Annotated in this window: 21 protein-coding genes and 1 tRNA gene; 13 read left to right on the top strand and 9 right to left on the bottom strand. The window is 73.0% G+C overall.

Features of this window, described 5'->3' with window-relative positions; genetic code table 11:
• Positions 1-158 precede the first annotated feature (158 nt).
• From HNP84_RS18875 to pth, 5 genes are all read left to right on the top strand, one after another.
• Positions 159-229 (top strand) — tRNA-Gln (locus tag HNP84_RS18875).
• 269 nt (positions 230-498) lie between these two features.
• Positions 499-1,965 (top strand): bifunctional UDP-N-acetylglucosamine diphosphorylase/glucosamine-1-phosphate N-acetyltransferase GlmU, encoded by a 1,467-nt coding sequence (gene glmU / locus HNP84_RS18870; RefSeq protein ID WP_185051036.1) that lies wholly within the window; start codon positions 499-501, stop codon positions 1,963-1,965.
• Between the two features lie 43 nt (positions 1,966-2,008).
• Positions 2,009-2,986 carry a ribose-phosphate diphosphokinase gene (locus HNP84_RS18865; RefSeq protein ID WP_185051035.1) on the top strand — a complete coding sequence of 326 codons (978 nt, stop codon included), beginning with the start codon at positions 2,009-2,011 and terminating at the stop codon, positions 2,984-2,986.
• Positions 2,987-3,097: 111 nt separating this feature from the next.
• Positions 3,098-3,724: a 50S ribosomal protein L25/general stress protein Ctc gene (locus tag HNP84_RS18860; RefSeq protein ID WP_185051034.1), complete on the top strand. Its 627-nt coding sequence runs from the start codon at positions 3,098-3,100 to the stop codon at positions 3,722-3,724.
• Between the two features lie 93 nt (positions 3,725-3,817).
• Positions 3,818-4,414 (top strand): aminoacyl-tRNA hydrolase, encoded by a 597-nt coding sequence (gene pth / locus HNP84_RS18855; RefSeq protein ID WP_185051033.1) that lies wholly within the window; start codon positions 3,818-3,820, stop codon positions 4,412-4,414.
• Positions 4,415-4,503: 89 nt separating this feature from the next.
• Here pth and HNP84_RS18850 read toward each other — a convergent pair whose 3' ends face one another.
• Positions 4,504-5,085, bottom strand: coding sequence for a 3'-5' exonuclease (locus HNP84_RS18850; RefSeq protein ID WP_246518319.1), 582 nt, complete (start codon positions 5,083-5,085; stop codon positions 4,504-4,506).
• A 194-nt stretch (positions 5,086-5,279) separates the two neighbouring features.
• On the opposite strand from HNP84_RS18850, the gene HNP84_RS18845 reads away from it, so the two are divergent.
• The 4 genes from HNP84_RS18845 to cysN all read left to right on the top strand — a co-directional run bounded on the left by HNP84_RS18845 (position 5,280) and on the right by cysN (position 9,798).
• Positions 5,280-6,680: a sugar transferase gene (locus HNP84_RS18845; protein WP_185051165.1), complete on the top strand. Its 1,401-nt coding sequence runs from the start codon at positions 5,280-5,282 to the stop codon at positions 6,678-6,680.
• Positions 6,680-7,474, top strand: a complete 795-nt coding sequence (locus HNP84_RS18840) for a 3'(2'),5'-bisphosphate nucleotidase CysQ (protein WP_185051031.1) — start codon at positions 6,680-6,682, stop codon at positions 7,472-7,474. The genes HNP84_RS18845 and HNP84_RS18840 overlap by 1 nt, the downstream gene beginning before the upstream one ends.
• Before the next feature lie 17 nt (positions 7,475-7,491).
• Positions 7,492-8,412, top strand: a complete 921-nt coding sequence (cysD, locus tag HNP84_RS18835; RefSeq protein ID WP_185051030.1) for a sulfate adenylyltransferase subunit CysD — start codon at positions 7,492-7,494, stop codon at positions 8,410-8,412.
• Between the two features lie 117 nt (positions 8,413-8,529).
• A complete protein-coding gene (gene cysN, locus HNP84_RS18830) occupies positions 8,530-9,798 on the top strand; it encodes a sulfate adenylyltransferase subunit CysN (protein ID WP_185051029.1) in 1,269 nt (422 codons plus the stop codon).
• 146 nt (positions 9,799-9,944) lie between these two features.
• Here cysN and HNP84_RS18825 read toward each other — a convergent pair whose 3' ends face one another.
• The gene (locus HNP84_RS18825) at positions 9,945-10,793 is read right to left on the bottom strand and encodes an alpha/beta fold hydrolase (protein ID WP_221336405.1); all 849 of its coding nucleotides are present in this window, start codon (positions 10,791-10,793) and stop codon (positions 9,945-9,947) included.
• 431 nt (positions 10,794-11,224) lie between these two features.
• On the opposite strand from HNP84_RS18825, the gene HNP84_RS18820 reads away from it, so the two are divergent.
• The 3 genes from HNP84_RS18820 to HNP84_RS18810 all read left to right on the top strand — a co-directional run bounded on the left by HNP84_RS18820 (position 11,225) and on the right by HNP84_RS18810 (position 14,012).
• Positions 11,225-12,037: a sulfotransferase gene (locus HNP84_RS18820; RefSeq protein WP_345599628.1), complete on the top strand. Its 813-nt coding sequence runs from the start codon at positions 11,225-11,227 to the stop codon at positions 12,035-12,037.
• The gene (locus HNP84_RS53140; RefSeq protein WP_246518317.1) at positions 12,034-13,155 is read left to right on the top strand and encodes a glycosyltransferase family 2 protein; all 1,122 of its coding nucleotides are present in this window, start codon (positions 12,034-12,036) and stop codon (positions 13,153-13,155) included. Before HNP84_RS18820 ends, HNP84_RS53140 begins: the two co-directional genes overlap by 4 nt.
• Positions 13,156-13,220: 65 nt before the next feature.
• On the top strand, positions 13,221-14,012 hold the full coding sequence (locus HNP84_RS18810) for a WecB/TagA/CpsF family glycosyltransferase (protein WP_246518316.1): 792 nt from the start codon (positions 13,221-13,223) through the stop codon (positions 14,010-14,012).
• On the opposite strand, the gene HNP84_RS18805 is transcribed toward HNP84_RS18810, so the two are convergent.
• The 7 genes from HNP84_RS18805 to HNP84_RS18775 form a co-directional block, all read right to left on the bottom strand.
• Positions 13,981-14,904 (bottom strand): sulfotransferase, encoded by a 924-nt coding sequence (locus HNP84_RS18805; RefSeq protein WP_185051027.1) that lies wholly within the window; start codon positions 14,902-14,904, stop codon positions 13,981-13,983. The genes HNP84_RS18810 and HNP84_RS18805 overlap by 32 nt on opposite strands.
• Entirely contained in the window at positions 14,901-15,053 is a 153-nt protein-coding gene (locus tag HNP84_RS18800) for a hypothetical protein (protein WP_185051026.1), read from the bottom strand. Before HNP84_RS18800 ends, HNP84_RS18805 begins: the two co-directional genes overlap by 4 nt.
• Positions 15,054-15,100: 47 nt before the next feature.
• Entirely contained in the window at positions 15,101-16,393 is a 1,293-nt protein-coding gene (locus tag HNP84_RS18795; RefSeq protein ID WP_312925175.1) for a lipopolysaccharide biosynthesis protein, read from the bottom strand.
• A 1,070-nt stretch (positions 16,394-17,463) separates the two neighbouring features.
• A complete protein-coding gene (locus HNP84_RS18790) occupies positions 17,464-18,348 on the bottom strand; it encodes a sulfotransferase family protein (RefSeq protein ID WP_376771923.1) in 885 nt (294 codons plus the stop codon).
• 32 nt (positions 18,349-18,380) lie between these two features.
• The gene (locus HNP84_RS18785; protein WP_185051025.1) at positions 18,381-19,313 is read right to left on the bottom strand and encodes a hypothetical protein; all 933 of its coding nucleotides are present in this window, start codon (positions 19,311-19,313) and stop codon (positions 18,381-18,383) included.
• The gene (locus tag HNP84_RS18780) at positions 19,310-20,602 is read right to left on the bottom strand and encodes a hypothetical protein (protein WP_185051024.1); all 1,293 of its coding nucleotides are present in this window, start codon (positions 20,600-20,602) and stop codon (positions 19,310-19,312) included. Before HNP84_RS18780 ends, HNP84_RS18785 begins: the two co-directional genes overlap by 4 nt.
• Positions 20,599-22,662 (bottom strand): Wzz/FepE/Etk N-terminal domain-containing protein, encoded by a 2,064-nt coding sequence (locus HNP84_RS18775; RefSeq protein WP_185051023.1) that lies wholly within the window; start codon positions 22,660-22,662, stop codon positions 20,599-20,601. The genes HNP84_RS18780 and HNP84_RS18775 overlap by 4 nt, the downstream gene beginning before the upstream one ends.
• A gap of 425 nt (positions 22,663-23,087) precedes the next feature.
• On the opposite strand from HNP84_RS18775, the gene HNP84_RS18770 reads away from it, so the two are divergent.
• Positions 23,088-24,281: a glycoside hydrolase family 26 protein gene (locus tag HNP84_RS18770; protein ID WP_246518315.1), complete on the top strand. Its 1,194-nt coding sequence runs from the start codon at positions 23,088-23,090 to the stop codon at positions 24,279-24,281.
• Positions 24,282-24,401: the final 120 nt, after the last annotated feature.

Genomic DNA, 24,401 nt, shown 5'->3' with positions numbered 1-24,401 from the left:
TCCTGGCCCTGCCCTTGGCCTGGAGCAGGGGCGTTCTGTGCCGTACTCGTCGAGTGTGAGGTCGTGTATCGGCGCGCGGGGAAGGGGCTGGGTCGGTATCCTGGAGATCGGACTGGCGGGACCCGGAAAAACCGGATAATGCTCGGAAAGTCCGTCTATCCCGGGTCGTCTAGGGGCAAGACTACAGATTTTGGTTCTGTCAACGGAGGTTCGAATCCTCCCCCGGGAGCCCTTTCCCTGGTGACGTGGGCCCTTCTAGGGGGGCCGTCGCCTGTTGTTCGTGTGCCTTGCCGGGGAGGCGGGTGGGGCTGGATCGGTCCCGGGGGTGGGCGGGTAAGCTCACGGTGTCGGGTGGGTTGCCGTGCGGGGCCCACGGGGTAGCCGTATGCCATCCGCGCTTGTCACAGCTTCCCGAGCAGCCATGTCAGCCAACACGATCAAGCCTCTGTCACAGCAAGCCTCTGTCACAGCCGCGACGCCGAGGGAGCCTGTAAGTCCGTGAGTGTGCCGCGCCCGGCCGCCGTCGTCGTCCTCGCCGCGGGCGAGGGCACGCGGATGAAGTCCAGAACGCCGAAGGTTCTCCACGAGCTGTGCGGACGCGCGCTCGTGGACCACATGCTCGCCGCCGCCCGCGGGCTCGACCCCGAGCGGCTGATCGTCGTGATCGGTCATGAGCGCGAGCGGGTGGGCGCCCATCTGGCCGCGACCAGCCCCGACGCGCTGACGGTCGTCCAGGCCGAGCAGCGGGGCACCGGCCACGCCGTGCGTACCGTGCTGGAGGAGACCGGCACGATCGCCGGCACCGTGCTGGTGACCTACGGCGACACGCCGCTGCTGCGTACCGAGACCCTGGCCGCGCTGCTCGCCGCGCACGAGCGCGACGGCAACGCCGTCACCGTGCTGACCGCCGAGGTGCCCGACCCGACCGGGTACGGCCGGATCGTGCGCGACGCCGACGGCGCCGTACTGGAGATCGTGGAGCACAAGGACGCCGACGAGGCGCAGCGCGCGATCAAGGAGATGAACTCCGGCGTGTACGCCTTCGACGGCGCGCTGCTCGCCGACGCCGTCAAGCGCGTCTCCACGGCCAACGCGCAGGGCGAGGAGTACCTCACCGACGTGCTGGCGATCCTGCGCGCCGACGGCCACCGGGTGGGCGCGTCCGTCGCCGCCGACCACGTCGAGGTCGAGGGCGTCAACGACCGGGTGCAGCTCGCCTTCGCCCGCCGCGTGCTCAACCGGCGCATCCTCGAACGCCACATGCGCGAGGGCGTGACCGTGATCGACCCCGAGACCACCTGGATCGACGTCGAGGTCATTCTGGAGCCCGACGTGGTGATCCACCCCTCCACCCAGCTCCACGGGCGTACGTCCGTGGCCACGGGCGCCGTGGTGGGGCCGGGCTCCACGCTCACCGACACCGAGGTCGGCGAGGGCGCGTCGGTCGTCAACACCGTCGCCGTCGGCGCGGTGATCGGGCCCGAGGCCGACGTCGGGCCGTACACCTACCTGCGCCCCGGCACGGTGCTCGGCCGCAAGGCCAAGGCCGGTGCGCACGTCGAGATGAAGAACGCCCAGGTCGGCGAGGGCGCCAAGGTCCCCCACCTCACCTACGTCGGCGACGCCACGATCGGCGCGGGCGCCAACATCGGCGCCTCGGCGATCTTCGTCAACTACGACGGGGTGAACAAGCACCACACCACGATCGGCGAGCACGCCTTCATCGGCTGCGACACCATGCTGGTCGCGCCGGTGACGGTCGGCGACGGCGCCTACACCGCCGCCGGCTCGACGATCACCAACGACGTGCCGCCCGGCGCCATCGCGGTGGCGCGGGAGCGGCAGCGCAACATCGATGGGTGGGTCGCCCGCAAGCGCGCGGGCACCAGGTCGGCGGAGGCGGCGCGGCGCGCGCTGGCCGCCGCTGAGGCGCCGGCCGAGGAACTACAGGAGAACGGCACGTGAGTAATTCAGCAATGGGCCGAGTATCCGCCGCAGGGGTGGGGACGTGAGTGGCATGAAGGCGACCGGCGAGAAGAACATGATGTTCTTCTCCGGCCGGGCCTATCCCGAGCTGGCCGAGGAGATCGCGGCCAACCTCGGCATCGAGATGACCCCGACCCGGCTGCACGACTTCGCCAACGGAGAGATCTACGCGCGCTACCTGGAGTCGGTGCGCGGGTGCGACGCGTTCGTGATCCAGAGTCACACCGCGCCGATCAACCAGTGGATCATGGAACAGTTGATCATGGTGGACGCGCTCAAGCGGGCCTCCGCCAAGCGGATCACCGTGATCATGCCGTTCTTCGGATACGCCAGGCAGGACAAGAAGGGCCGGGGGCGCGAGCCGATCACCGCCCGGCTGATGGCCGACCTGTTCAAGACCGCAGGCGCCGACCGGCTCATGTCGGTCGATCTGCACACCTCGCAGATCCAGGGCTTCTTCGACGGCCCGGTGGACCACCTGTTCGCGATGCCGGTGCTCGCGTCGTACCTGCGCGACAAGCTCGACCCGGAACAGACCACCGTCGTCTCGCCCGACACCGGCCGCGTCCGGCTGGCCGAGCGCTGGGCCGACACGCTGAACACGCCGGTCGCGTTCATCCACAAGCGGCGCGACCTCGACGTGGCCAACCAGGTCAAGGTGCACGAGGTCGTCGGCCGGGTGCGCGGGCGCACCTGCGTCCTGATCGACGACATGATCGACACCGCCGGGACCATCACCAAGGCCGCCGAGGCCCTGTACGAGCAGGGCGCGACGAACGTGCTCGTGGCCGCCACCCACGCGGTGTTCTCCAGCCCGGCCGTGGACCGGCTGAAGAACTCCCGCATCTCGGAGGTGGTCGTCACCAACTCGCTGCCGCTCACCGAGGACAAGCGGTTCGACAAGCTGACCGTGCTGTCGATCGCGCCGCTGATCGCCCGCGCGATCACCGAGGTGTTCAGCGACGGGTCGGTGACGAGCCTGTTCGAAGGCGATAGCTGACCCGGCGGTGCTTGTAGACTGACCAGGTTGCGTTCGTAACGCCTTCCGCTAGGGCGGGTGAGGGAGAACGCGGCATCCGAACCAACCGACATCATCCCTAGGAGATCCGTCGTGGCCGAAGTACTCATCGCCGCCGAATCGCGCACCCAGTTCGGCAAGGGCGCGGCTCGCAAGATCCGCCGCGCCGACAAGGTTCCCGCCGTGCTCTACGGCCACGGCACCGAGACCAAGCACCTCACCCTGCCCGGTCACGAGCTGATGATCGCGCTCCGCACGCCCAACGTGCTCATCCGCCTGCGGGGCGACGGCATCGACGAGCTCGCGCTGCCCAAGGGCGTGCAGCGCGACCCGCTCAAGGGCTTCCTGGAGCACGTCGACCTGCTGCTCGTCAAGCGGGGCGAGAAGGTCACGGTCGAGATCCCGGTCACGGTCGTCGGCGACGTCCACCCCGACGGCCTGCTGGACCAGCAGCTCGTCCAGATCGCCGTCGAGGCCGAGGCCACCCACATCCCCGAGGGCATCGAGGTGAACGTCGAGGGCCTGGAGGTCGGCACCCAGATCACCGCCGCCGACCTCACCCTGCCGCGCGGCACCACGCTGGCCGCCGAGCCCGAGACCCTGGTCCTGCACGTCACGGCCAAGCCGACCACCGTCGAGGGTGAGGCCGCCGAGGGTGAGGCCGCCGAGGGCGCCGAGGGCGCGGCCGAGGCCGCCCCCGCCGGCGAGGCCGCAGAGTAACACGCGTCCACAGGGCGGCCGGCGCGCGGCGCGCCGGCCGCCCTGGCATGCTGGACATCGTTCCCACCGTTCACGGCACGGCAGGAGGAGCCCGTGGAGCGCTGGCTCATCGCCGGGCTGGGCAATCCCGGCCCCGAATACTCCGGCAACCGGCACAACGCGGGCTTCATGGTGCTCGACGAGCTCGCCGCGCGGGCCGGGGGCAGGTTCAAGGCGCACCGGTCGCGGGCCGAGGTGGTCGAGGGCCGCGTCGCGGGCGCCCCGGCGGTCCTGGCCAAGCCGCTGACGTACATGAACCTCAGCGGGGGAGCGGTCAAGGCCCTGGCCGACTTCTACAAGGTGGAGGTCGCGCGGGTCATCGTCGTGCACGACGAGCTGGACATCCCGTACGGCGCGCTGCGCGCCAAGCTGGGCGGCGGCGACAACGGTCACAACGGGCTGAAGTCCATCACCAAGTCGCTGGGCACCCGCGACTACCTGCGGATCAGGTTCGGCATCGGGCGCCCGCCGGGGCGCATGGACCCTGCGGCGTACGTGCTGCGCGACTTCGCCACCGCCGAGCGCAAGGACCTGCCCTTCCTGGTCGATCGGGCCGCCGACATGGTCGAGTCGCTGATCACCCGGGGCCTGGAGCCCACCCAGAACGCCTTCCACGCCGGCGACCTCAACCCGGCGGGCCCGCCCCGCTGAGGCCGGTCAGGGCGGCTCCGGGCGGCTCCAGGCCGCTGTGAAGGGCCGCTCAAGGGCGTCTGAGGGGCCGCTCAGCCCTCTGGGGGGTCTTAGGACTGTTCGGGCCGCCAGGACATCAGGTTCTGCAACAGCTCGGCCTGTTCGATCGCGTCGTCGAGCGCGTTGTGGGTGTGGGGGCGCTGCGAGACGAGGTGACGCGGCATCTGCCGTTTGGTGGCCCAGGCGATGGCCACTCCGGCTTTTGCGGCATAAAGCGTCTTTATATCGATGCACCGCGAATGTCCGAATGGTGAGGCGTCGGTGAATCTCAGGAAATACCAGTAAATCCACATCCAGTCGAAGGAAAGTGGATATGCCGCGAGCACCGGAGTGGTGTTCCGGCACACCTTTTTGATCCACGAGGCCGCCGCCTTCATCGTCTCGGCCGGATCGCCGCCGTCGCGGATCAGCGCCTCGCGGTCCAGGCCGCTCACGGCCAGCGCGGCCGGCACGAAGTCGTCGCTGATCGGGCGGAGTTCGGCGTAGAAGGTCTCGGTGTCCGGGCTGATCGGCGTGAACTCGCGCCCCCGCATCGTCCCCGCTACGGTCATTCCCAGGCTGATCATGGAATAAGGGCCTGGAATCGGGCCATCAGCCTCAATGTCCACGGAGATGTACGTTTCAGCCTTCAAATCATCGGCCTCCGTTCTCCTCGTTATCATTCCATGACTGCCCGTTTGTGTGCGGTCACTGGGAGGGGCATTTGTCCGGCGCTGAGACTTCGACGGCCACGACCGGAGCGGCATACGCCGGCACCGGCCGGGGCGTCCGGCGTGCCGTGGGCGCGCCGGTCACCCCGGCGCGTCCGGCCGGCGAGCGTCCGGGCATGCCGGTGTGGCTGCGACAGTATCGCGGCCACGCCGTGCTCGCCGACGCCGCCTGCGGCCTGGTGGCCGGGGTGGTCGCGGTCGGGGTCAGGTTCGGCGAGGTCACCCCGTACGTCGCGCCGTACGCGGTCGCGAGCGCACTGCTGCCGCTCGCCTGGGTGTGCGCGGTGGCGCTGAACCGGGCCTACGAGCCGCGCCTGCTCGGGCTCGGCTCGGAGGAGTTCCGCCGCATCGTGCAGTGCGGCCTGGCGCTGACCGCAGGGCTGGCGGTCGCGGCGTACTCGACCAAGACCGAGATCGCCCGCGGCTACGTCGTGCTGGCGCTGCCGCTGGCCACCGCGCTCACCCTGCTGGCCCGCCACGGCCTGCGCCGCGCGGTGCACCGGCGGCGGCTGCGCGGCGAGTGCATGCACCGCGTGGTGGCGGTCGGCCACCCCGAGGGCGTGGCCGGGCTGGTGCGCATGCTGCGCCGCGAGCCCCGCCACGGCATGCAGATCGTCGCCGCCTGCCTGCCCGCCGACGACTGCTGCGACCTGCCGTCCTGCGACGTGGCGGGGGTCCCGGTGCTCGGCGGCCTGTCCGACGTGCCGCTCGCCGTGCGCCACGCCGGCGCCGACACCGTGGCCGTGCTGGCCTGCCGCGAGATGGACGGCGACGCGCTGGGCCGGCTGGCCTGGCGGCTGGAGAAGTCGCACACCCAGCTCATCGTGGCCCCCGCGCTCATGGACGTCGCCGGCCCGCGCACCACGATCCGGCCCGCCGCCGGGCTGCCGCTGCTCCACGTCGAGCACCCCCAGCTCGTCGGCGTGCGCCGGCTGGTCAAGGACCTCTTCGACCGCCTGGTCGCCGCCGCCCTGCTGGTCGCGCTCGCCCCGCTGCTGCTGGGCCTGGCGGTCGCGGTGCGCGCCGGCGATCCCGGCCCGGCGCTGTTCCGGCAGACCCGCGTGGGCCGCGACGGCCGCGAGTTCACCATCCTCAAGTTCCGCACCATGGTGACCGACGCGGAGAAACGCAAGATCGAGCTGGTCAGCGACGCCAACGGGCTGCTGTTCAAGGTGCGCCGCGACCCCCGGGTCACGCCGCTCGGCGCGTGGCTGCGCCGCCACTCGCTGGACGAGCTGCCCCAGCTCATCAACGTGCTGCGGGGTGACATGTCGCTGGTGGGCCCGCGCCCGCCGCTGCCGGAGGAGGTGGCATGCTACGGCGACGACGTACGCCGCCGCCTGCTGGTGCGGCCCGGCATGACCGGTCTGTGGCAGGTGAGCGGCCGGTCGGATCTCTCGTGGGAGGAATCGGTACGGTTGGACCTGCGTTACGTTGAGCACTGGTCCCTCATGCTGGACCTGCAGATCCTGTGGAAGACCTGGTCGGCTGTCGCCCGGGGAGCTGGAGCGTATTGATGACGATTAGGGACGACCATGCCCTGGCCGCCGATCTGGCGACGGAGGCGGGTGAGCGGCTGCTGCGGGTCCGGGAGCGTACGGGCTTCGCCGACTCGCGGGCGCTGCGCGACGCGGGCGACCAGAGCGCCCACCGCTATCTGATGGAGGCGCTGGCCCGGCTGCGGCCCTCCGACAGCGTGCTGTCGGAGGAGGCGACCCGCGAGGAGCGGCTCGATCCGCGCCGGCTGACCGCTGATCGGGTGTGGATCGTCGATCCGCTCGACGGCACCCGCGAGTTCTCCGAGGAGGGCCGCGCCGACTGGGCCGTGCACGTGGCCCTGTGGGAGCGCCGCGACGGCCGGGGCGTGCTGACCGCGGGCGCGGTCGCGCTCCCCGCGCAGGGGCGCACCCTGTCCACGGCCCAGCCGCCCAAGCTGCCCGGCCTCCCGGCCGGGGCCGTCGGCCGCGAGAGCCGCGTCCGCATCGCCGTGAGCCGCACCCGCCCGCCCGAGTTCGTGCAGAAGCTCGCCTACCTCGTCGGCGCCGAGCTGGTCCCGATCGGCTCGGCCGGTGCCAAGATCAGCGCCGTGCTGACCGGCGAGGTCGAGGCGTACGTGCACGCCGGCGGCCAGTACGAGTGGGACTCCGCCGCCCCCGTGGCCGTCGCCCTGGCCGCCGGGGCCCACACGAGCAGGATCGACGGCTCGCCGTTGACCTACAACCAGGCGGACCCGTCGCTGCCGGATATCCTGGTATCCCTACCGGAGCTGGCGCCGACGTTGCTCGCCGGGATCCGCGACCTGCATCGATAAGCCCCAACCCGGAGGAAGTGTTGACACTCCAGGCCGACTACACCACTTCGCAGCTCGACGTGCTCGAAGCCGAGGCCATCCACATCATGCGTGAGGTCGCGGCGGAGTTCGAGCGTCCCTGTCTGCTGTTCTCCGGCGGCAAGGACTCGATCGTGATGCTCCGCATCGCGGAGAAGGCGTTCTGGCCGGCGCCGATCCCGTTCCCGCTGATGCACGTGGACACCGGGCACAACTTCGACGAGGTCATCGAGTTCCGCGACCGCAGGGCGGCCGAGCTGGGCGCCCGGCTGGTGGTGGCGAGCGTCCAGGCGTCCATCGACGCCGGCCGGGTGGTGGAGGAGACCGGGCGGCGGGCCTCGCGCAACCGGCTGCAGACCACGACGCTGCTCGACGCGATCGAGGAGCACGGCTTCGACGCGGTCTTCGGCGGCGCGCGCCGCGATGAGGAGAAGGCGCGGGCCAAGGAGCGCGTGTTCTCCTTCCGCGACGACTTCGGCCAGTGGGACCCGAAGAACCAGCGCCCCGAGCTGTGGAACCTCTACAACGCCAAGATCCGCAAGGGCGAGCACATCCGGGTGTTCCCGCTGTCCAACTGGACCGAGCTGGACATCTGGGACTACATCCGGCGCGAGGGCATCGAGATCCCGTCCATCTACTACGCCCACAAGCGGCGCGTCTTCGAGCGCGACGGCATGCTGCTGGCCGACTCCCCCGTGGTGCAGCGCGGTGAGGACGAGCCGGTGTTCGAGGCGGTGGTGCGCTATCGCACGGTCGGCGACATGACCTGCACGGGCGCGGTGCAGTCCACGGCGGCGACGGTCGAGGAGATCATCGCCGAGATCGCGGCCACCCGGATCACCGAACGCGGCGCCACCAGGGCCGACGACCGCGCCTCCGAGGCCGCGATGGAGGACCGCAAGCGCGAGGGCTACTTCTAGGCCCGCCGCACGCACGCGGGCGGGGTCCGGCCCCGCCCGCGTCCATGCCCGCCACGCCGTCCGCTGACAACGATCAACCGTGCAGGACTTGCAGGACCGAGGGACACATCAAGCATCATGGACATTTTGCGTTTCGCCACCGCGGGCTCGGTTGACGACGGCAAGTCGACCCTGATCGGCCGGCTGCTGTTCGACTCCAAGGCCATCTTCGAAGACCAGCTCGAAGCAGTCGAACGCACCAGCCGCGACCGGGGCACCGAATACACCGACCTGTCCCTGCTCACCGACGGCCTGCGCGCCGAGCGCGAACAGGGCATCACCATCGACGTCGCCTACCGCTACTTCGCCACGCCCAAGCGCAAGTTCATCATCGCCGACACCCCCGGCCACATCCAGTACACCCGCAACATGGTCACCGGCGCGTCCACCGCCGACCTGGCCATCATCCTCATCGACGCCCGCAAGGGCGTGCTTGAGCAGTCGCGCCGCCACGCCTTCCTCACCACCCTGCTGCGCGTGCCCCACCTGGTCCTGGCGGTCAACAAGATGGACCTCGTCGACTACTCCGAGGAGCGGTTCAACGAGATCCACGAGGAGTTCACCGCCTTCGCCTCCAAGCTGAACGCGCCCGACCTGACCTTCATCCCCATCTCGGCCCTGCACGGCGACAACGTCGTCTCCCGCAGCGAGAACATGCCCTGGTACCAGGGCTCCTCCCTGCTGCACCATCTGGAGAACGTGCACATCGCCTCCGACCGCAACCTGGTCGACGTGCGCTTCCCGGTCCAGTACGTCATCCGCCCGCAGAAGGCCACCGACCCGGCCTTCCACGACTACCGCGGCTACGCCGGCCAGGTGGCCGGCGGCGTGCTCAAGCCGGGCGACGAGGTGGTCCACCTGCCCAGCGGCCTGACCACCCGCATCTCCTCCATCGACACCTACGACGGCCCGGTCGCCGAGGCGTTCCCGCCGATGTCGGTCACGCTGCGGCTGGAGGACGACATCGACATCTCCCGCGGCGACATGATCTGCCGGCCCAACAACCAGCCGGCGGTGGCGCAGGAGCTTGAGGCGATGGTCTGCTGGATGGCCGACGGCGTGAAGCTCGCCCCGCGCTCGAAGTTCATCATCAAGCACACCACCCGCACCGCCCGCGCCCTGGTCCGCGACCTGCACTACCGCCTGGACGTCAACACCCTGCACCGCGACGAGACCGCCCAGAACCTCGGCCTGAACGAGATCGGCCGCGTCTCCCTGCGCGTCACCCAGCCCCTGTTCGTGGACGACTACGCCCGCAACCGGCTCACCGGCGGCTTCATCCTGGTCGACGAGGCCACCAACGGCACCGTCGGCGCCGGCATGATCGTCGAGGCTCGGGGCCGATAGCCGCGCTGTTTCGCAAGGGGCGCTGTTCCGCAAGCGGCGCTGTCCCGCGTGGGTGCGCCGTCCGTCCGGGTGCGCTGTCCCGTCCGGGCGCGCAGTGCCGGTGGTGGCGGCCCGGTGGGTGGGCCGCCGCACCCCGGCATGCCGCGTCAGTCCGCCCGCGTACGGACGGACTCGGTGAAGGCCAGGAGGAGCGTGGCGGTCCGCGACGGGTCCTCAAGCATGGGCGAGTGTCCGACGCCGGGCAGCAGCTCGACCCTCGCGCCGGGAACCCGCCGGTATTCGGCGGCGGAGGAGGATCGCCATCTCCGGTCGTCCTGACCGAAGATCACCAGCAGCGGCTTGCCGAGGGCCGTCAGCCGATCGGGGAGCGCGCGCCGGTCGAGGTAGTCGTCGGCCGCCCGCGATGTCGCGGTGACGGCGTGGTACGTCATGCCGCGCACGTCATCGACGAGCTGTTGCGGGGCCTGGTAGCCGGGGCGGCTGAACGCGGTGGCCAGACCCTGGCGAACGATCGTGCCGGTCCGAAGCCGCCACAGCAGTTGCCCGACGCCGGGGACGAACAGGAGTTGACCGACGGGCCCCTCTGAGATGAAGGCGTCCACCCGGGGCCCGGAGTCGATGAGCGCGAGCGCGGTCACCAGGTCGCGTCGTTGCTCGGCCAGCGCGGTGGCGACCGAGCCGCCGGTGGAATGGCCGACCACCGTGGCCTGCTTGATGCCGAGCCGGTCGAGCGCCTCGCCGACCCGGCGTCCCTGCTCGGGGATCGTATAGCCCGCGCCGGTCGGTTTGGCTGACCCTGGATGCCGCGAGGAGTCCTGGCCGCCATGGGCGCAGGCGGATGCTGTGTGCGCGTGCCCGGATGCTGTGGGCGTGCCCGGATGCTGTGCGCGAGCCGCGCTGTGCGCGAGCCGCGCTGTGCGCGAGCCGCGCTGTGCGCGAGCCGCGCTGTGCGCGAGCCGCGCTGTGCGCGAGCCGCGCCGTGCGCGTGTCCGCATGCTGTGCGCGAGCCGGCCACGCCGTCGCAAGAGCTGCCAGGGATGCTCACCACTGGCCTGTACAAGACGATCCCTGACGACGGCTACAAGGACTCGCGCGGCCCACCATGCACTGCTGCGGCGTGCCCAGCCCTCCCCCGAACAGGACGGACCACCACCGGTAGGCGTGCTGTCCGGGTGGCTCCGGGCCCGGTGCGCGCCTTACCCGGGGGAGGGGAAGGGGGAACCTGGGGTGGGGGATCGTTAGGTAGATCTTTTGCGTTGCGTGACCGTGTGATTACTCTGCGGAATAGGGTGGGGGCGTCCTGTATCCGTGGGGGAGGGGCGTCCTTGTGTGGCAATGCCCGCCTGTCCAGGTCGTGTACCTGGGCGGGATCGGTCGCAGTGGCACCACGTTGCTCGAACGGTTGCTCGGTGAGGTGCCGGGGGTCGTGCCGCTCGGGGAAGTGGTGCATCTCTGGGAGCGTGGCGTGATCGGCGCGGAGTCGTGCGGGTGCGGTGTGGCCTTTCCGGAGTGTCCGTTCTGGGCGAAGGTGGGCGAGCAGGCGTTCGGGCAGTGGTCCGAGGCGCTGGCGTACCGGATGCTTCTGTTGCGCCGGCGGGTGGACCGCACCCGGCACATACCGCCGCGCCGCTCGGTGGACCTCATGGAGTACGTCGAGCGCTACCGGCGTATCTACCAGGCGGCGGCCGAGGTGGCCGACTGCGCGGTCGTGATCGACTCCAGCAAGCACGCCTCGCTCGCCTTCTGCCTGGTCGCGGCCGGGGTTGACGTGCATGTCGTGCATGTGGTGCGCGATCCGCGCGGGGTCGCGTACTCCTGGCTGCGGCGGGTCGAGCGGCCCGAGGACGGCGCCCCGATGACCCGCTGGGGTCCGGTGCGCACCTCGCTGCACTGGATGGCGCAGAACCTGGCGCTGGAGCTTCTCGCCGCGCGCGGGGCCCGGGTCACCCGGGTCCGTTACGAAGACCTGCTCGACGCGCCCCGGCGCACCCTCGCCCGCCTCCTGCTCCGGCTGGGGCTCGCGTCTCCGCTGCGGTTTCTCGGCAACCGGCGGGCGATGCTCGGCGTCGGGCACACGGTGTCGGGCAACCCGATGCGGTTCACCGCCGGCGCGGTCGAGCTGGTGCGCGACGACACCTGGCGCAGCGGCCTGTCCCGCTCCCGGCGCTGGCTGGTGCTCGCCCTGACCTGGCCCCTCATGATCCGCTACGGCTACTGTCCCCGGGGAGCCGCCCCATGATCCATGACCAGAAGGCGCCCTCGGTCGGAGTGGTGATCCCCACCGGCGGGCGCCGTCCGGCCCTGCTTCGCGCCGCGACGGCCGCCGTGCTGGCACAGGCGTATCCCGGGCCGATCGACGTCGTGATCGTGACGGACGGCGCCGCCCCCGAGGCCGCCCCCGAGGTCGTCGCCGAGCAGGTGGCCGACGTGGTTGCCGCGGCTACTGCCGCCCGGCTCCTCGACGGCGCCGGCGGGTGGCTCGACGCCGCACGGTCGAGTCCTGGTGCTGGAGGGCCGCGGCCTTGGGGCGTGGCGCCGCAGGAGTTCGGTGGCTCCGGGAGGTGGTTCGGCGTCGCCGGGGCGGGGCCTGATGCGGCTCGTGGGCCGGGGCACGGCCCGGGCGGTCCTCGGGTGGTGCGGGTGCTGGGCAACCGGCTGAGTCCGGGGCTGCCCGGGGCGCGTAACACCGGGATCGCGGCGCTGGACACCGAGCTGGTGGCGTTCTGCGACGACGACGACGAGTGGCTGCCCGGCAAACTGGCCGCTCAGGTGGCCGCGCTCGGCGACCGGCCCGGGGCCGAGTTCGCGAGCTGCGGCATCGAGGTCGAGTACCTGGGCCGGCGTACGGCCCGGGTGGCGGGCCGCGACACGGTGACCGCCCGCGACCTCGCCCGGTCGCGGATGGTCATGGTGCACTCCTCCACCTTCCTGTTCCGCAGGGGCGGGCTGTGGGCCGACGAGAGCGCCCCCAACGGCCAGAACGAGGACTGGGACCTCGCGCTGCGTGCCGCCAAGCGGCAACCGATCGTCAACGTCGATCGGCCGCTGGTGCGGGTGCGCTGGGGTGGCTCCGAGTACGCCACCCGGTGGGGCGACCGGATAGCCGGGCTGGAATGGATGCTCGCCCGGCACGCCGACCTGGCCGTAGATCCCCGCGGCGCGGCGAGGATCTACGGCCAGCTCGCGTTCCTGCACGCGGCGACAGGCCGCCGCCGTGAGGCGGTGCGCTGGGCCGGCCGCGCCTTCGCGTCCTGGGCGGGCGAACCTCGCGCGCCCATCGCGCTGGCCGTGGCGGCCGGCCTCGTCCCGGCCTCTGCCGTCCTCGGCCTGCTGCACACGTGGGGGCACGGAATCTGATGCGACCGGGGGGAGCACGTGATGCGGGGCGCCTGGCGACGACGACGGCGCCCCGGGCGCGGGTGATGGTGGGCGGGGTCGGGGTGGACGCGGTCACCCAGGACGAGGTGGTCGAGCGGGTCGTCGCGGCGCTGTCCGACGGGCGGGGCGGGCAGATCGTCACCCCGAACGTGGACATCTGCCGGGCGATACGGCGCGACCCGGACCTGCTCGCACTCGTACGCGACGCGGAGATCGTGGTCGCCGACGGCATGCCGCTGGTGTGGGCCTCGCGGCTGCTCGGCACCCCGCTGCCCGAACGGGTGACCGGAGCCGATCTCATCTGGACGCTGTGCGCCGCCGCCGCCCGGCACGGGTTCCCGGTCTACCTGCTCGGCGGCGGGCCTCCCGGTGTGCCCGAGCGGGCCGCGGCGGCGCTGCGGGCCGCCTGCCCGGGGTTGCGGGTCGCCGGCGCCACCGCGCCGCCGTACGGGTTCGAGCGCTCGGCCACGGAGGTGCGGCGGATCAGAGAATCCCTGGTCGCCGCCGCGCCTCGGCTGGTGTTCGTGGGGCTCGGGTTCCCCAAGCAGGAGCGGCTGATCGCCGCGCTTCGGGAGGACCTGCCCGGCACCTGGTTCGCCGGGTGCGGGTCGGCCATCGCGTTCGCCGCCGGTGCCGTACGCCGTGCGCCCCCGTGGCTGGGTCGCGCCGGCCTGGAGTGGCTGTTCCGGCTGCTGTGCGAACCGGGCCGGCTGGCCCGCCGCTACCTGATCGACGACCTGCCGTTCGCGGGCGCGCTGCTGCTGCGCTGCCTGGCCGTACGCGTGGCCGCTCGCGCCCCGAAGCTCAGGTGGCGGTCAGGCGCCGGATGCGGGTGACCTCTTCCGGGGTGAGGTCACCCGCACCGGTACGTGCCGCCGCCAGCCGCGAGTCCATCCGGCGGAACGCCGTGCGCGACAGCGACCCCAGATCCCAGGCGAAGCCGCCCCACCCTCGGGATGGGGCCGTGCACGCCCGGGTGATGCGGCGCTCCGCGCGGGGCGACCAGGCCAGCCCGGCGTGGTCGTACAGGCGGCGGAATCCGGTCAGCGGGTCGGCGGCCAGCTCCTCGTAGCGTACGAGGGTGATGCCGGGGTGGCGCAGCGCGAGCCGCCCGGTCACCGTGGCCGCGATCCGCCACAGCGCGGCGAGCTTGGCCGTGCGGTCCTGCGAGCCGACCAGGGCGCGGGTCTGCTCCACCTCCGGGTGGTCGCGGACGAGCAGCGGCTGTTCCAGGAGCTCATGGAAGTACACCGTCCAGCCCAGCCGCCGCCAGCTCGCCGCGAGCGCCACCGGGTCGCGGACCAGCACGATCACCCGGCAGCCCAGCCGCTCGGCGAACCAGCCCGCCGACAGCACCGCGAACGGGTCGTCGAGCAGCGCGCGCCTGCCGAGCACGCGCCCGACGGTGAACGCCGCACCATAGCGCACCATCCGCGCCAGGTCGTACGCCGACCGGTTGCGGCGCAGCTCGGCCCCGAAGCGGTAGCGCAGCGCCACGGTGTCGGCGAACGCCCGCGACCAGGCGTCCTCGTTGGCGCGGCAGATGTACTGGAAGCGGTGCGTGACGGTCGCGTTCAGCACCCCGGGGCAGCGTCCGGGCGGGTGCTGCGGGTTGAGCGGCTCGTTGACGTAGACCAGCTCGCCGCCCGCGGCCAGCATCCGACCCGCCCAGCTCGTGCCGCTGCGCGGCAGCCCGGTCACCAGCACGGGGGGAGCGTGCCGGGTCATGCCGTACGCCCCATATGCGCGGGGAGCGCGGTGACCGTGCGCCGGACGCGCGGGCGGCCCGCGGTGAGCGTACGCCGGATGCGCGGGCGGAGCGTGGTGAGCGTGCGCCGGGTGCGGGGGCGGCCCGCGGTGAAGCTGCGCCCGGTCATGCGGTACGCCCCATGCATGGGGCGAGCACGGTGAAGGTTGCGCCGGGTCATGCGGTACGCCACATGCGTGGGTGGAGTGCGGTGAGGGTGTGCCGGCCGAAGGGCCGCAGCCCGTACGTCCGGTGCAGCCGTACCAGCGGCAGCACGTTCTTCACCAGCACGCCCGCCGACCATCCGGCGGCCGCCCCCAGCGCCCCGTACTCGGGGATCAGGGCCACGTCCACCGTGACGGCGACCACGACCGCGGCGGCGATGTTGCGCAGGCTCGTGGTGGTGTGCCCGGCGGCGGTCAGCACGACATCGGCCATCCCGCACGCGGACGCCGCCATCATCGTGGCCGCCAGCACGACCGCGACCCCGGCGCCCGCGTCGTACCCCGGGCCGAAGATCCGCAGCAGCCACGGTGCCAGTGCCGCGTACGCCACCCACACCGGCCATGTCGCCGCCACGAGCCACAGCGTGGTGCTCTGGTACAGCTCGCGCGCCCGTTCCAACTCGCCGGCGGCGAGCGCGCGTACCAGCCGCGGCTGCGCGGCCTGCGCGAGGCCCTGCCCGGCGAGCTGGCCAACCGCCTTGAACCGGGTCGCGACCGTGTAGCAGGCGGCCTCGACCGGCCCCGCGAGCGCCGCGACCAGCACGATGTCGAGGCGCTGGAAGGCCGCCTGGATCGCCGCGCCGGCCGAGCGGGGGGCCGTGTGCCGCCACAGGTCGCGGAACGTCCCCGGCATGTACCCCGGCCGGTACGCCGACTCCGGCAGCCGCCGCTTCAGGCACACCCAGGCGAGCGCGAGCACCGGCAGGTACGGCAGCGCCCACGCGGCCGTCAGCCCGGCCTCGGCGCCTGCCACGGCCATGGCGCAGATCCCGGCAAGCTGGGCGGCGGGGAGGAACAGCCCGGACACGTACACGGTGGGGCGCATATCGCCGAACCCCCGCGTGGCCGACAGCAGCACGTCGGAGCAGGCGATGAGCGGGAGGACGAGCGCGAGCGGCCCGATCCAGGCGGGCGGCACGCCGGTCGCGGCCCCGATGGGTTCGGCGAACAGGCAGGCGGACACGGCGGCGGCGAGGGAGAGCACCAGGACGGGCACCACTCCCGCACGGATATATCCGGACATGCCGTGGTGGTCGTACGCACGTGAGCGCGCGATGAAGTACACCAGCCCGTTGCCCGCGTCCAGCCGCAGCACCCCGGCCGCGATCTGGCACAGCGCGATGGCGGCGAAGAAGGCCCCGGCGACCTGCGCCGTGAAGCCCCTGGTGACCACCAGGGCCACCAGCACCTGCCCCACCGCCACCATCCCCCCGCCGACCACCCCGGCCACCCCGCCCCGCGCCACCGCCGCCAACCCCGACCGCGCCCCCCGCCCCCGGCCCCGGCCCTGGCTACGACCCCGCCCTCGGCTCTGGCCCTGGCCCTGGCCGTGGCTCTGGCTATGACCCCGGCCCCGGCCCCGGTCCCGGCCTCGGTCCCGGTCCTGGCCCTGGCTACGACCCCGGTCTCGGCTCTGGCCCTGGCCCTGGCCCTGGCCCTGGCTATGACCCCGGTCCCGGTCCCGGTCCTGGCTACGACCCCGGTCTCGGCCTCGGTCCTGGCCCTGGGCCCGCTCGGGGGTGGTGGTGTCGCTCGTACACACTTGGCCTCGCGGGTTGCGCAGGTCCCCGTCCGGTTGCGCCGTCAGGCCGCCGTGGATGAGGTCCTCAGGTCCTGTGGCCGGGTGGTGAGGGGTGGGGGAGGGCGGCGTGGTGCCGGCCAGGCGGTGACCGCCGCCGTCGCCGGCCGTCGGCGCGGTTTCGGGCGAGCGGTCGCCGGTGGCGGTGGGCCGCCGTGCGGTCTCCACTGTCTCCACTTGGTCGCCCTGAACCGGCCCGGAGCATGGTGTGCGGCGGCCCTGCCCGTCCTGAAGGGCCAGCCGGGATTGCGGCGTGTGAGCGTGCCCGCCCTCGGCGGTCGGTCGGGATTGTGGTGTGCGGGCGTGCCCGTCTTGGGCGACTGACCCGGCTTGTGGGGTAGGGGCCGGTTCGCCCAGGACGGTTGGTCTGGGGTGTGGTGTGTGGGCCTGTCTGTCCTGGCCTGTTGGTCGGGTTTGTGGTGCGGCTGGCTGCGCGCCCTGGCCGACTGGCCCGGCTTGTGGCGTGGATGCCTGCCCGTCCTGGCCGACTGGTCCGGATCGTGATGTGTGGGCCGGTTCGCCCAGGGCGACCGGCCCGGATTGTGGTGTGTAGGCCGGCTTGCCGCCGCCGGCCGACGTGGAGCGGGTTGCCGGTGCGGCCGGTTCGTCGGCCGCTCCGGTTGCGCCGTCGGTGATGTCTGTCCCGCTCTCAGCTCCGTTTGTCATCTCGGCCCCGATCCCCGTTCACGTGCACATCCCGGCCTTTCCCCTCGACTCGGCAGGCGGGGGGAAGGTGGTCAGCGGCGCCATGACGGGACCTCGCCGAGGTAGGGGATGAGCAGTTCGTCCCATGGCTCGAAGTGCTCGGAGAGGCATCGGCGCAAACCCGGGCGCATGGGGTACGGCCGGGGGCGGGCGTTGTGCCGGTCGAAGACGGGGGGCGGGCCGAGGTGGGGCAGGCCCAGGAAGGCGAGGACCCGGTCGAAGGTCGCCTCGGGGTCGGCGAAGAAGCGGTGGCTGTCCAGTACGAGCACGCGGTCGCGGCCGACCAGGAGCTCCAGGCGGGAGAGCTGCTCGGCGTAGCGGCCGCGGGCGAGGTAGGCGTGGTGCCGGTGGGCGTGGCTGATGGAGTGGGGGGCCGCGCACAGGCGCTCGGCCTCGCCCGCCAGGCGTTCCTCCTCCATCTGCACCGCGCGCTCGAAGCTCGGCTCGCGTTCGAACCCCCGGGCCAGTTCGTGGGCGTGCGCGGAGTACGCCCGCTCGACCGGGTCGCGTACCAGCACGATCAGCTTCACGCCGGGGAGGTCCCAGGCGATCCGGGGCGTGGCGAGCGGGTGGAACAGGTAGTAGGGCGAGGACTCGAACGCCAGCGGCCGGTGCCCGTAGCGCCTGCGCAACCGGGCCGCGGTCGTGCGCAGCGGGAAGTGCGCCTGGTACCACGCGGGGCCCCGGTGGTAGGCCACGTCGAAGTAGTGGACGCCCTTGCGCAGCACCGGCTTGAGCACCAGCGGGTGCTGCGCCAGCGCCCGGTACAGCGAGGTGGTGCCGCACCGCTGCGCGCCCACGATCAGGAAGCCGGGCAGCATGCGTCCGGCGGCGGTGAGCCGCCCGGTGGTCAGCGAGACCGCGTGCGCGGAGCGCTTGAGGGCGTAGTTGGCGGGCAGCCGTCTGCGTTTGCGCAGGTCGGCCGGGGTCGGGGTGCGTGTGGGGGAGGTCACAGCACCGCCTCCTGTTCATCGATCAGCGGGGTGAGCCAGCGTGCGGGCGGGCCCAGCGGCTGGTGGCCGTCGGCGGCGTGCCGGTCGGCGAGCGTGATCAGGTAGTGGCACGCCGTCCGCCGCGCCCGCGCCGCCGACAGCCCGTACGGCGCGAGCGTCGGCAGCGCCTGCGCCACGCAGGCCCGCGCCGCGTCCTCGGGCCGCATCCGGCGCAGCGCCCGGTGGAAGAACAGGTGGACGGCGTCGAACCCGAGCGGCACCCCCGATCCGAACCGCTCCCAGTCCCACACCAGCAGCCGCCCGTCGGCGCCCCGGGCCAGGTTCCAGGGGGCGAAGTCGCCGTGCCAGGAGTGCGGCTCGCCCGGACGGAGCGCGGCGATCTCGCGTACGGCCGCGTGCACGAGCGGCGCGGGCACCCGCCGGCACACACGGGCGGCGCGGGACGGCACCGGGAGCGGGGCGAGCGCCAGCACCTCCAGGCCCCGCCACTCGCCGTGGTGCAGCACGGCGGGCGGGCACACCGTCTTCAGCGGCTCGTCGGCGAGCGCGCGCAGCGTCGCCGCCTCGTTGCGGACCAGCGCCCGCGCCCGATCCGAGTCGCCGATCTTCACGTACGCGAGCAGCCCCTCCGGCCCGTACGCCTCCAGCAGCGGCTTGCGGTTCGCCCGCCGCGCCGGGCGTACCCGCAGGGTCACCCGGATCGGCAGGCCGAACACCTCGGCCAGATGATCCGCGATCGTCTCGCCCCCGGACGGCACCGGGACCGCACGCCCCAGCGCCCGGTGCCACCACACGCGCGGCGCGAGCCGCCGGGGCACCGCCGCGTGCGGCAGCAGCGAGTACGCCCGCGCGGCGCCCCCCTCGGCGGCGGGGAACAGCAGGGCGATGGTGTCGCTCAGGTAGCGCAGCCGCGCCGCCGCGTCGTTCATGTGGACCCCCGGGACAGGGACGCCCGCCACAGCAGGGCGAAGGAGATCAGATAGAGGCTGAGGGGGGTGACCAGCGCGTCGTAGACGAACATGTACAGCAGGACCAGGATCATGACGAGCACGCCCGCCATGCCGACCGGGGTGCGGTCGCGCCAGTAGCGGCGGATCGCCCCGGCGAAGAACGCGACGTACAGGACGGCCCCGGCCACTCCCTGCGTGATCAGCAGGTGCCACAGGTGGCCGTCGCTGCCGAGCGGCGGGTGTCCGCACTCGCGGCACCAGTCGGTCTTGCCGGTGGTGATCGAGTTGTGGTTGCCGGTGGCGTTGCGGGTGTTGCCGTAGCCGATGACCGGCGAGTGACCGGCCGCCGCCACGGTCGCGGCGACCGTGAACGCCCGGATGTCGTTGCTGTGCGGTTTGTCCAGCCGCTGCGTGACGATCGAGTGCAGGGGAGTGGCGGCGAAGACCAGCGCCCCCGCCGCCGCGGCGGCGCAGACCGTCAGCCGGGCGCGGGCGCCCAGCCGGAGCACCAGGTACGCCACCGCCACCGCGAGCCCGATCCACAGGCCGCGGTTGAGCGAGTAGACGACCGGGACCGCGGCCAGCGCCAGCAGCACCACGGCGGCGACCCGGCGCCCCGTGCTGCCGTACGTCCACCAGCCGACCACGAACCAGACCAGCAGCACCGACAGGTTGCTGCCCCAGGCGTTGGCCCACTCGTACGGCGCCTCGGGACGAGGCATGGCGTAGCCCAGCACCTTCTGCGTCTGCGCCGCGGTGGGGTGGATCAGGTTCTGCACGAACGCGTTGCCGCTCACCCAGTCGGGCAGCACCAGCTCCATCGGCGAGGTGAACTCCAGCCCCGGCGCGAGCAGTCCGAGGAACCCGCCCGCCACCGTGGTGAGGAACAGCACCCCGAGCATGCGCACCAGCGTGAGCTGCGGCAGCTCGCGCTCGTCGAGGTTGCCCAGGTAGAGCACGAGGACCAGCATCGAGACGTACAGCGCGAGCCGCATCGCGTAGCCCGCGATCCGGCCCTCGCTGATCTCGCCGTACGTGCCCGGCGGCATCTCGCCGAGCATGAGCCCGCTCAGCAGGTAGCCCGCGAGCAGCAGCAGCCACAGCCCGAACCCGGGCGGGGTGCGCACCGGACGCCGCCGCCACAGGATCGCGGCCATGGGCACGGCCAGCACGATCACCGCGAGCCCGCCCAGGCCGAGCGCCCACCACACCGGATAGCCGACCAGCAGCGCGCCGATCGGCCAGGCCGTGGGATGGACCCGTCTCACGCGTCACGCGCCGTCCGGTCGGCCGGCCGCAGCGCCTGCAGCGGCGTGGTCTCGGGCACGGTGCCCCCGAACCCCGGGCCGGGCGCGGCGGCGCGGGTGCGCCGCACCGCGATCTCCCGGATGCCGTCGATCCCCGGCTTCGGCTCCCGCTCCGGCGCGAACGGCCCGACACCGTACGGCCCCGCACTGTATGGCGCCTGGTCGTACGAGGCATGGTCGTACGCGGCGTCACCCTGCTGTCCGCCGTTGTCCCGGTCGTCACCGTGCGGCCCGCCGTCGTGCGAGGTGTCTTCGTGCGGCCTGTGACCGTGGGGCCTGCCGTTCTGCGATACGCCGTCGTACGGCCCGATGTCGTGAAGGCCGCTGTCGCGCGGCATGCCGCCGTCGTCGTACGGCGTGCGGGGCCGGGGGGTGGGCGCGGGGGCGCGGCGGCAGGGGCGGATCAGCACCGCGCCGATCACCCGGATGCCGTGCCTGGTCAGGTCGCGGAGCGCGGCCCGCACGTCGCCCGAGCCGAGCGGGGTGCCCAGCACGAGCAGGGCGCTGTCGGCGCGGGCGAGGTCGTGCAGGTCGTCGCCGCGCAGCAGGGTGATCGGCATGACGGCCGGGCGGAGCACGGTGAACAGCGCCCGCAGCTCGCAGGGCGCGCCCACCGGGCGTACCAGGAGGTGGCCGCCGGGCCGCGCCGCCAGGATGGCCGCGGCCAGCTCGTGCAGCGGGCCCGGCGAGGCCGACGCCCGGCGCCGCCGCGCGGGCCGGGGATCGGCCAGCGCCCCGTTGCGGTCAACGGCCAGCTCGGCCAGCACGGCGACACGGGTCAGCCGCTCGACGTCGCGCGGCGAGCGCAGCCGGGTGTCGAGCCGGTCGCGGGCGACTGCGGCCCCGGCGCCGGCGAGCAGGCCGAGCATCACGCCGCTGCCGAGATAGAGCGGCGGGCTCGGCGCGCTCGGCGCCGCGGGCGGCTCGGGCTCGCTGATGATCGACCCCGGTGTCACCGCCACCGTGCGCAGCGCGTCGTAGCGGCCGGTCAGGGTGTAGATCTGCCGGCTCAGCACGTTGTGGCGCTGCATGGCGATGGCCCGCTCGGGGCTCCCCTTGGGCAACGTGGGCAGCGTCTTGACGATCCGCTCGTGCGCGGCGTCCACCTGCCGCAGCTTGGCCGCGAGCGCCCGCACCTGCGCGGCCAGCGCCTGCTGTGCGGTCTCGGCCCGGTGCTCCAGGTAGGCCCGCGCGTACGCCCGCGCGTACGCCGCCGCGACCTGCGCGGAGCCGGCCGTCGCCGAGATCGACAGCACCGCCGAGTTGGGCGGCACGCTCACCTCGACCATTGCCTGCTCCTCCCCGGGGACGGAGGCGAGCGCCCCGGCCCCCGTGGCGGCGGCTCCGGTGGTGGCCCCGCTGGTCGTCCCGGCTCTGGGAGCCCCGGTGGTGGCGGTGGCCGGGCTGCCTCGGTCGGCTGGTGCGGTGTCGCGGCCGGTGACCTTGGCGTCGCGATCGGACGCCGCGGCGGCCTGGCCGGTGGTCCCGGTGTCGCGGCCGGTGGCCGAGGCGGCGCCGTCGCGGGTCGTGGTGCCGGGGTGGCGGGCTGCGGCGTCGCCGGTCGTGGTGCCGGGGTCGCGCTCGGAGGGTGCGGGGGTGCGGTTCGGGGGTGCCGGGCGGGGGGTGGTGGCGGGCTCGCCGTCGCGGGGGGCGGGGGTGGCCGGTGCCGGGGCGGGGGTGGGGGCGCCGGCGGCGGGAGGGGTGGCGCGGAGGATGGCGGCGGCGCGGGAGGCCACCACGGCGGACTTGGCGATCTGGGCCTCGGTGTCGAGGTTGAGGGGTTCGCGCTGGCGGGGGGTGACCTGGTTGACCTGGTCCTGGACGCCGGTGGGCGAGACGAGGACCTGGGCGGTCGCGGTGTAGGACGGCGGGGTGAGGTGCAGCAGGGCGGCGCCGCCCGCGCATCCGGTGGCCAGGCAGAACAGGAAGACCAGGCAGCGGCGGCGGAGCAGCGCGGCGTACGCGCCCAGGTCGCCCGGCGGCGCGGGCGCGGGGAACTCCGGCGACGGTGACAGGCTCATCGACCCGGCTCCTCCCGATCGGGGCGCGGCGCCGGGACGCCCCCCGGCCCAGGGAGCTCTGCCGGCTGCGCGGTGTGTGAACGGCCCGTTCACTATAGGCACTTCGGGTTATTCTCCCGGCCGAATATGGAAGATTTTCCCGCCGACGTCAAGCTGATCACGCCACGATAACGGCCATTAGTCCGAAATCTCCGACTAATTCGTCGGTCTGAAGTCGCGAGCGCTGTCACATGTTGCGGCAAAGTAGGCCACGCGGCTGCCCCTGCCAGTGGGAAGGTGGTAAGAGGGGGCGTCAAGAAAAGCGTAAGAGATCGCATTCAGGGGGAGCTGGGACGGCATTGGCTCATCGAACCGATAAGTACGAAATTTCGGGCCCAGCCGCACAAAAGCGGCACCTGTCGCTGCGGTGCCGGCAGTGGGTCGTCATGACGCTGCCGGTCATTCTCGCGCTCAGCGCGTGCGCGGAGATGGCGAGCGCGCCCGCCCCGGGCGTGGCGGTCTCCGATGGGGCGGCCGGCATGCCCTCCGACGGCACCTACGGGCCGGCCTACGGGGACGGCGCGCGCCCCGGCGGGTCGTACGGAAGCGGCCCGCCCTACGGCGGGGCCGGCGGCTTCGACCGGTTCAGCGGGCTCAGGGGGTCCGCCCCGGCCCCCGCCCCGCCGCCGCCTCCGCGCCGGTGTGAGGTCAGCGCCAAGCTGATCCCGTCCTGCGGGGCGTGGTGGGGGATCGCGCCGGAGGTCTTCACCGGCCGCCCGCCGGCGCGGGCGCTGCGCGGGGCCGAGCGCAGGATGGGGCGTACGGCCGACATCCTGCACGTCTACCACCGGGCCGGGGAGCTGTTCCCGACCCCGGAGGAGCGCGCGCTCGTCCGCGACCCGCGGCGTCCCCGGATGCTGCTGGTCAACTGGAAGCCGTCGCTGGAGCACACCTGGGCCGAGATCGCCGACGGGGCGATCGACCGGCGCATCGACAAGCTGGCGCGCCACCTCACCGCGACGTTCCCGGATCGGTTCTTCCTGACCGTGCACCACGAGCCGGAGAACGACGTGCGGGCGGGCCGGGGCTCGGGCATGACGGCGGCCGACTACGTGGCGATGTACCGCAGGGTCGCGTTCCGGCTGCGCGAGCGGGGCGTGAAGAACGCCGTCATGGTCATGACCTACATGGGCGCGCCCAACTGGGCGGCCAAGCCGTGGTTCGAGTCGCTCTACCCGGGCGACGACATCGTGGACTGGGTGGCGCTCGACCCGTACGCCGACGCGCGGGTGCGCGACTTCGACGGGCTGATCAACAAGACCCGGCCCGACTTCCCGAACTGGCCGGGCTTCTACCGGTGGATGCAGCGCCGCTTCCCCGGCAAGCCGATCATGGTGGCCGAGTGGGGCGTGTTCGAGCGCAAGCGCGACCCGCGGCGCAAGGAGCGGTTCTACGAGTCCGTCCGGCGCAGGATCCAGCACTATCCGCAGGTCAAGGCGCTGGTCTACTTCGACTCGCCCAAGGCGCCGCGCGGCGACACCCGCTTCGACACCACGCCCGGCGCCCGGCGGGCCTTCGCCGAGCTGGCCGCCGACCCGTACTTCCGCGCCACGAAGGTGGAAACCGGGACCGGCCGGTGAGACCGGGAAGGGCTGTGGGGCCTGGTGGGGCGCCCCGCCGATGGCGCCTGCTCGGCCGCGCCAGGCGGAGGTGGGCTTCCGGTGGCCGGGCCCGCCCGGTGGTGCCGGGAAGTGGGTGTC

Origin of the sequence: Thermocatellispora tengchongensis, assembly GCF_014202315.1 — a bacterium.
Taxonomy (GTDB): Bacteria; Actinomycetota; Actinomycetes; order Streptosporangiales; family Streptosporangiaceae; genus Thermocatellispora; species Thermocatellispora tengchongensis.
This window is presented reverse-complemented; position numbering and strand designations above follow the sequence as displayed.

Excerpts from the sequence above, each read along its gene's own strand:
- HNP84_RS18825 (WP_221336405.1), bottom strand. The coding sequence starts at position 10,793 with ATGCGGACACGCGCACGGCGCGGCTCGCGCACAGCGCGGCTCGCGCAC.
- HNP84_RS18810 (WP_246518316.1), top strand. The coding sequence starts at position 13,221 with ATGGTGGGCGGGGTCGGGGTGGACGCGGTCACCCAGGACGAGGTGGTC.
- HNP84_RS18845 (WP_185051165.1), top strand. The coding sequence starts at position 5,280 with ATGCCGGTGTGGCTGCGACAGTATCGCGGCCACGCCGTGCTCGCCGAC.
- HNP84_RS18800 (WP_185051026.1), bottom strand. The coding sequence starts at position 15,053 with ATGACCGGGCGCAGCTTCACCGCGGGCCGCCCCCGCACCCGGCGCACG.
- HNP84_RS18770 (WP_246518315.1), top strand. The coding sequence starts at position 23,088 with ATGACGCTGCCGGTCATTCTCGCGCTCAGCGCGTGCGCGGAGATGGCG.
- HNP84_RS18785 (WP_185051025.1), bottom strand. The coding sequence starts at position 19,313 with ATGAACGACGCGGCGGCGCGGCTGCGCTACCTGAGCGACACCATCGCC.
- cysN (WP_185051029.1), top strand. The coding sequence starts at position 8,530 with ATGGACATTTTGCGTTTCGCCACCGCGGGCTCGGTTGACGACGGCAAG.
- HNP84_RS53140 (WP_246518317.1), top strand. The coding sequence starts at position 12,034 with ATGATCCATGACCAGAAGGCGCCCTCGGTCGGAGTGGTGATCCCCACC.
- HNP84_RS18840 (WP_185051031.1), top strand. The coding sequence starts at position 6,680 with ATGACGATTAGGGACGACCATGCCCTGGCCGCCGATCTGGCGACGGAG.
- HNP84_RS18805 (WP_185051027.1), bottom strand. The coding sequence starts at position 14,904 with ATGACCCGGCACGCTCCCCCCGTGCTGGTGACCGGGCTGCCGCGCAGC.
- HNP84_RS18775 (WP_185051023.1), bottom strand. The coding sequence starts at position 22,662 with ATGAGCCTGTCACCGTCGCCGGAGTTCCCCGCGCCCGCGCCGCCGGGC.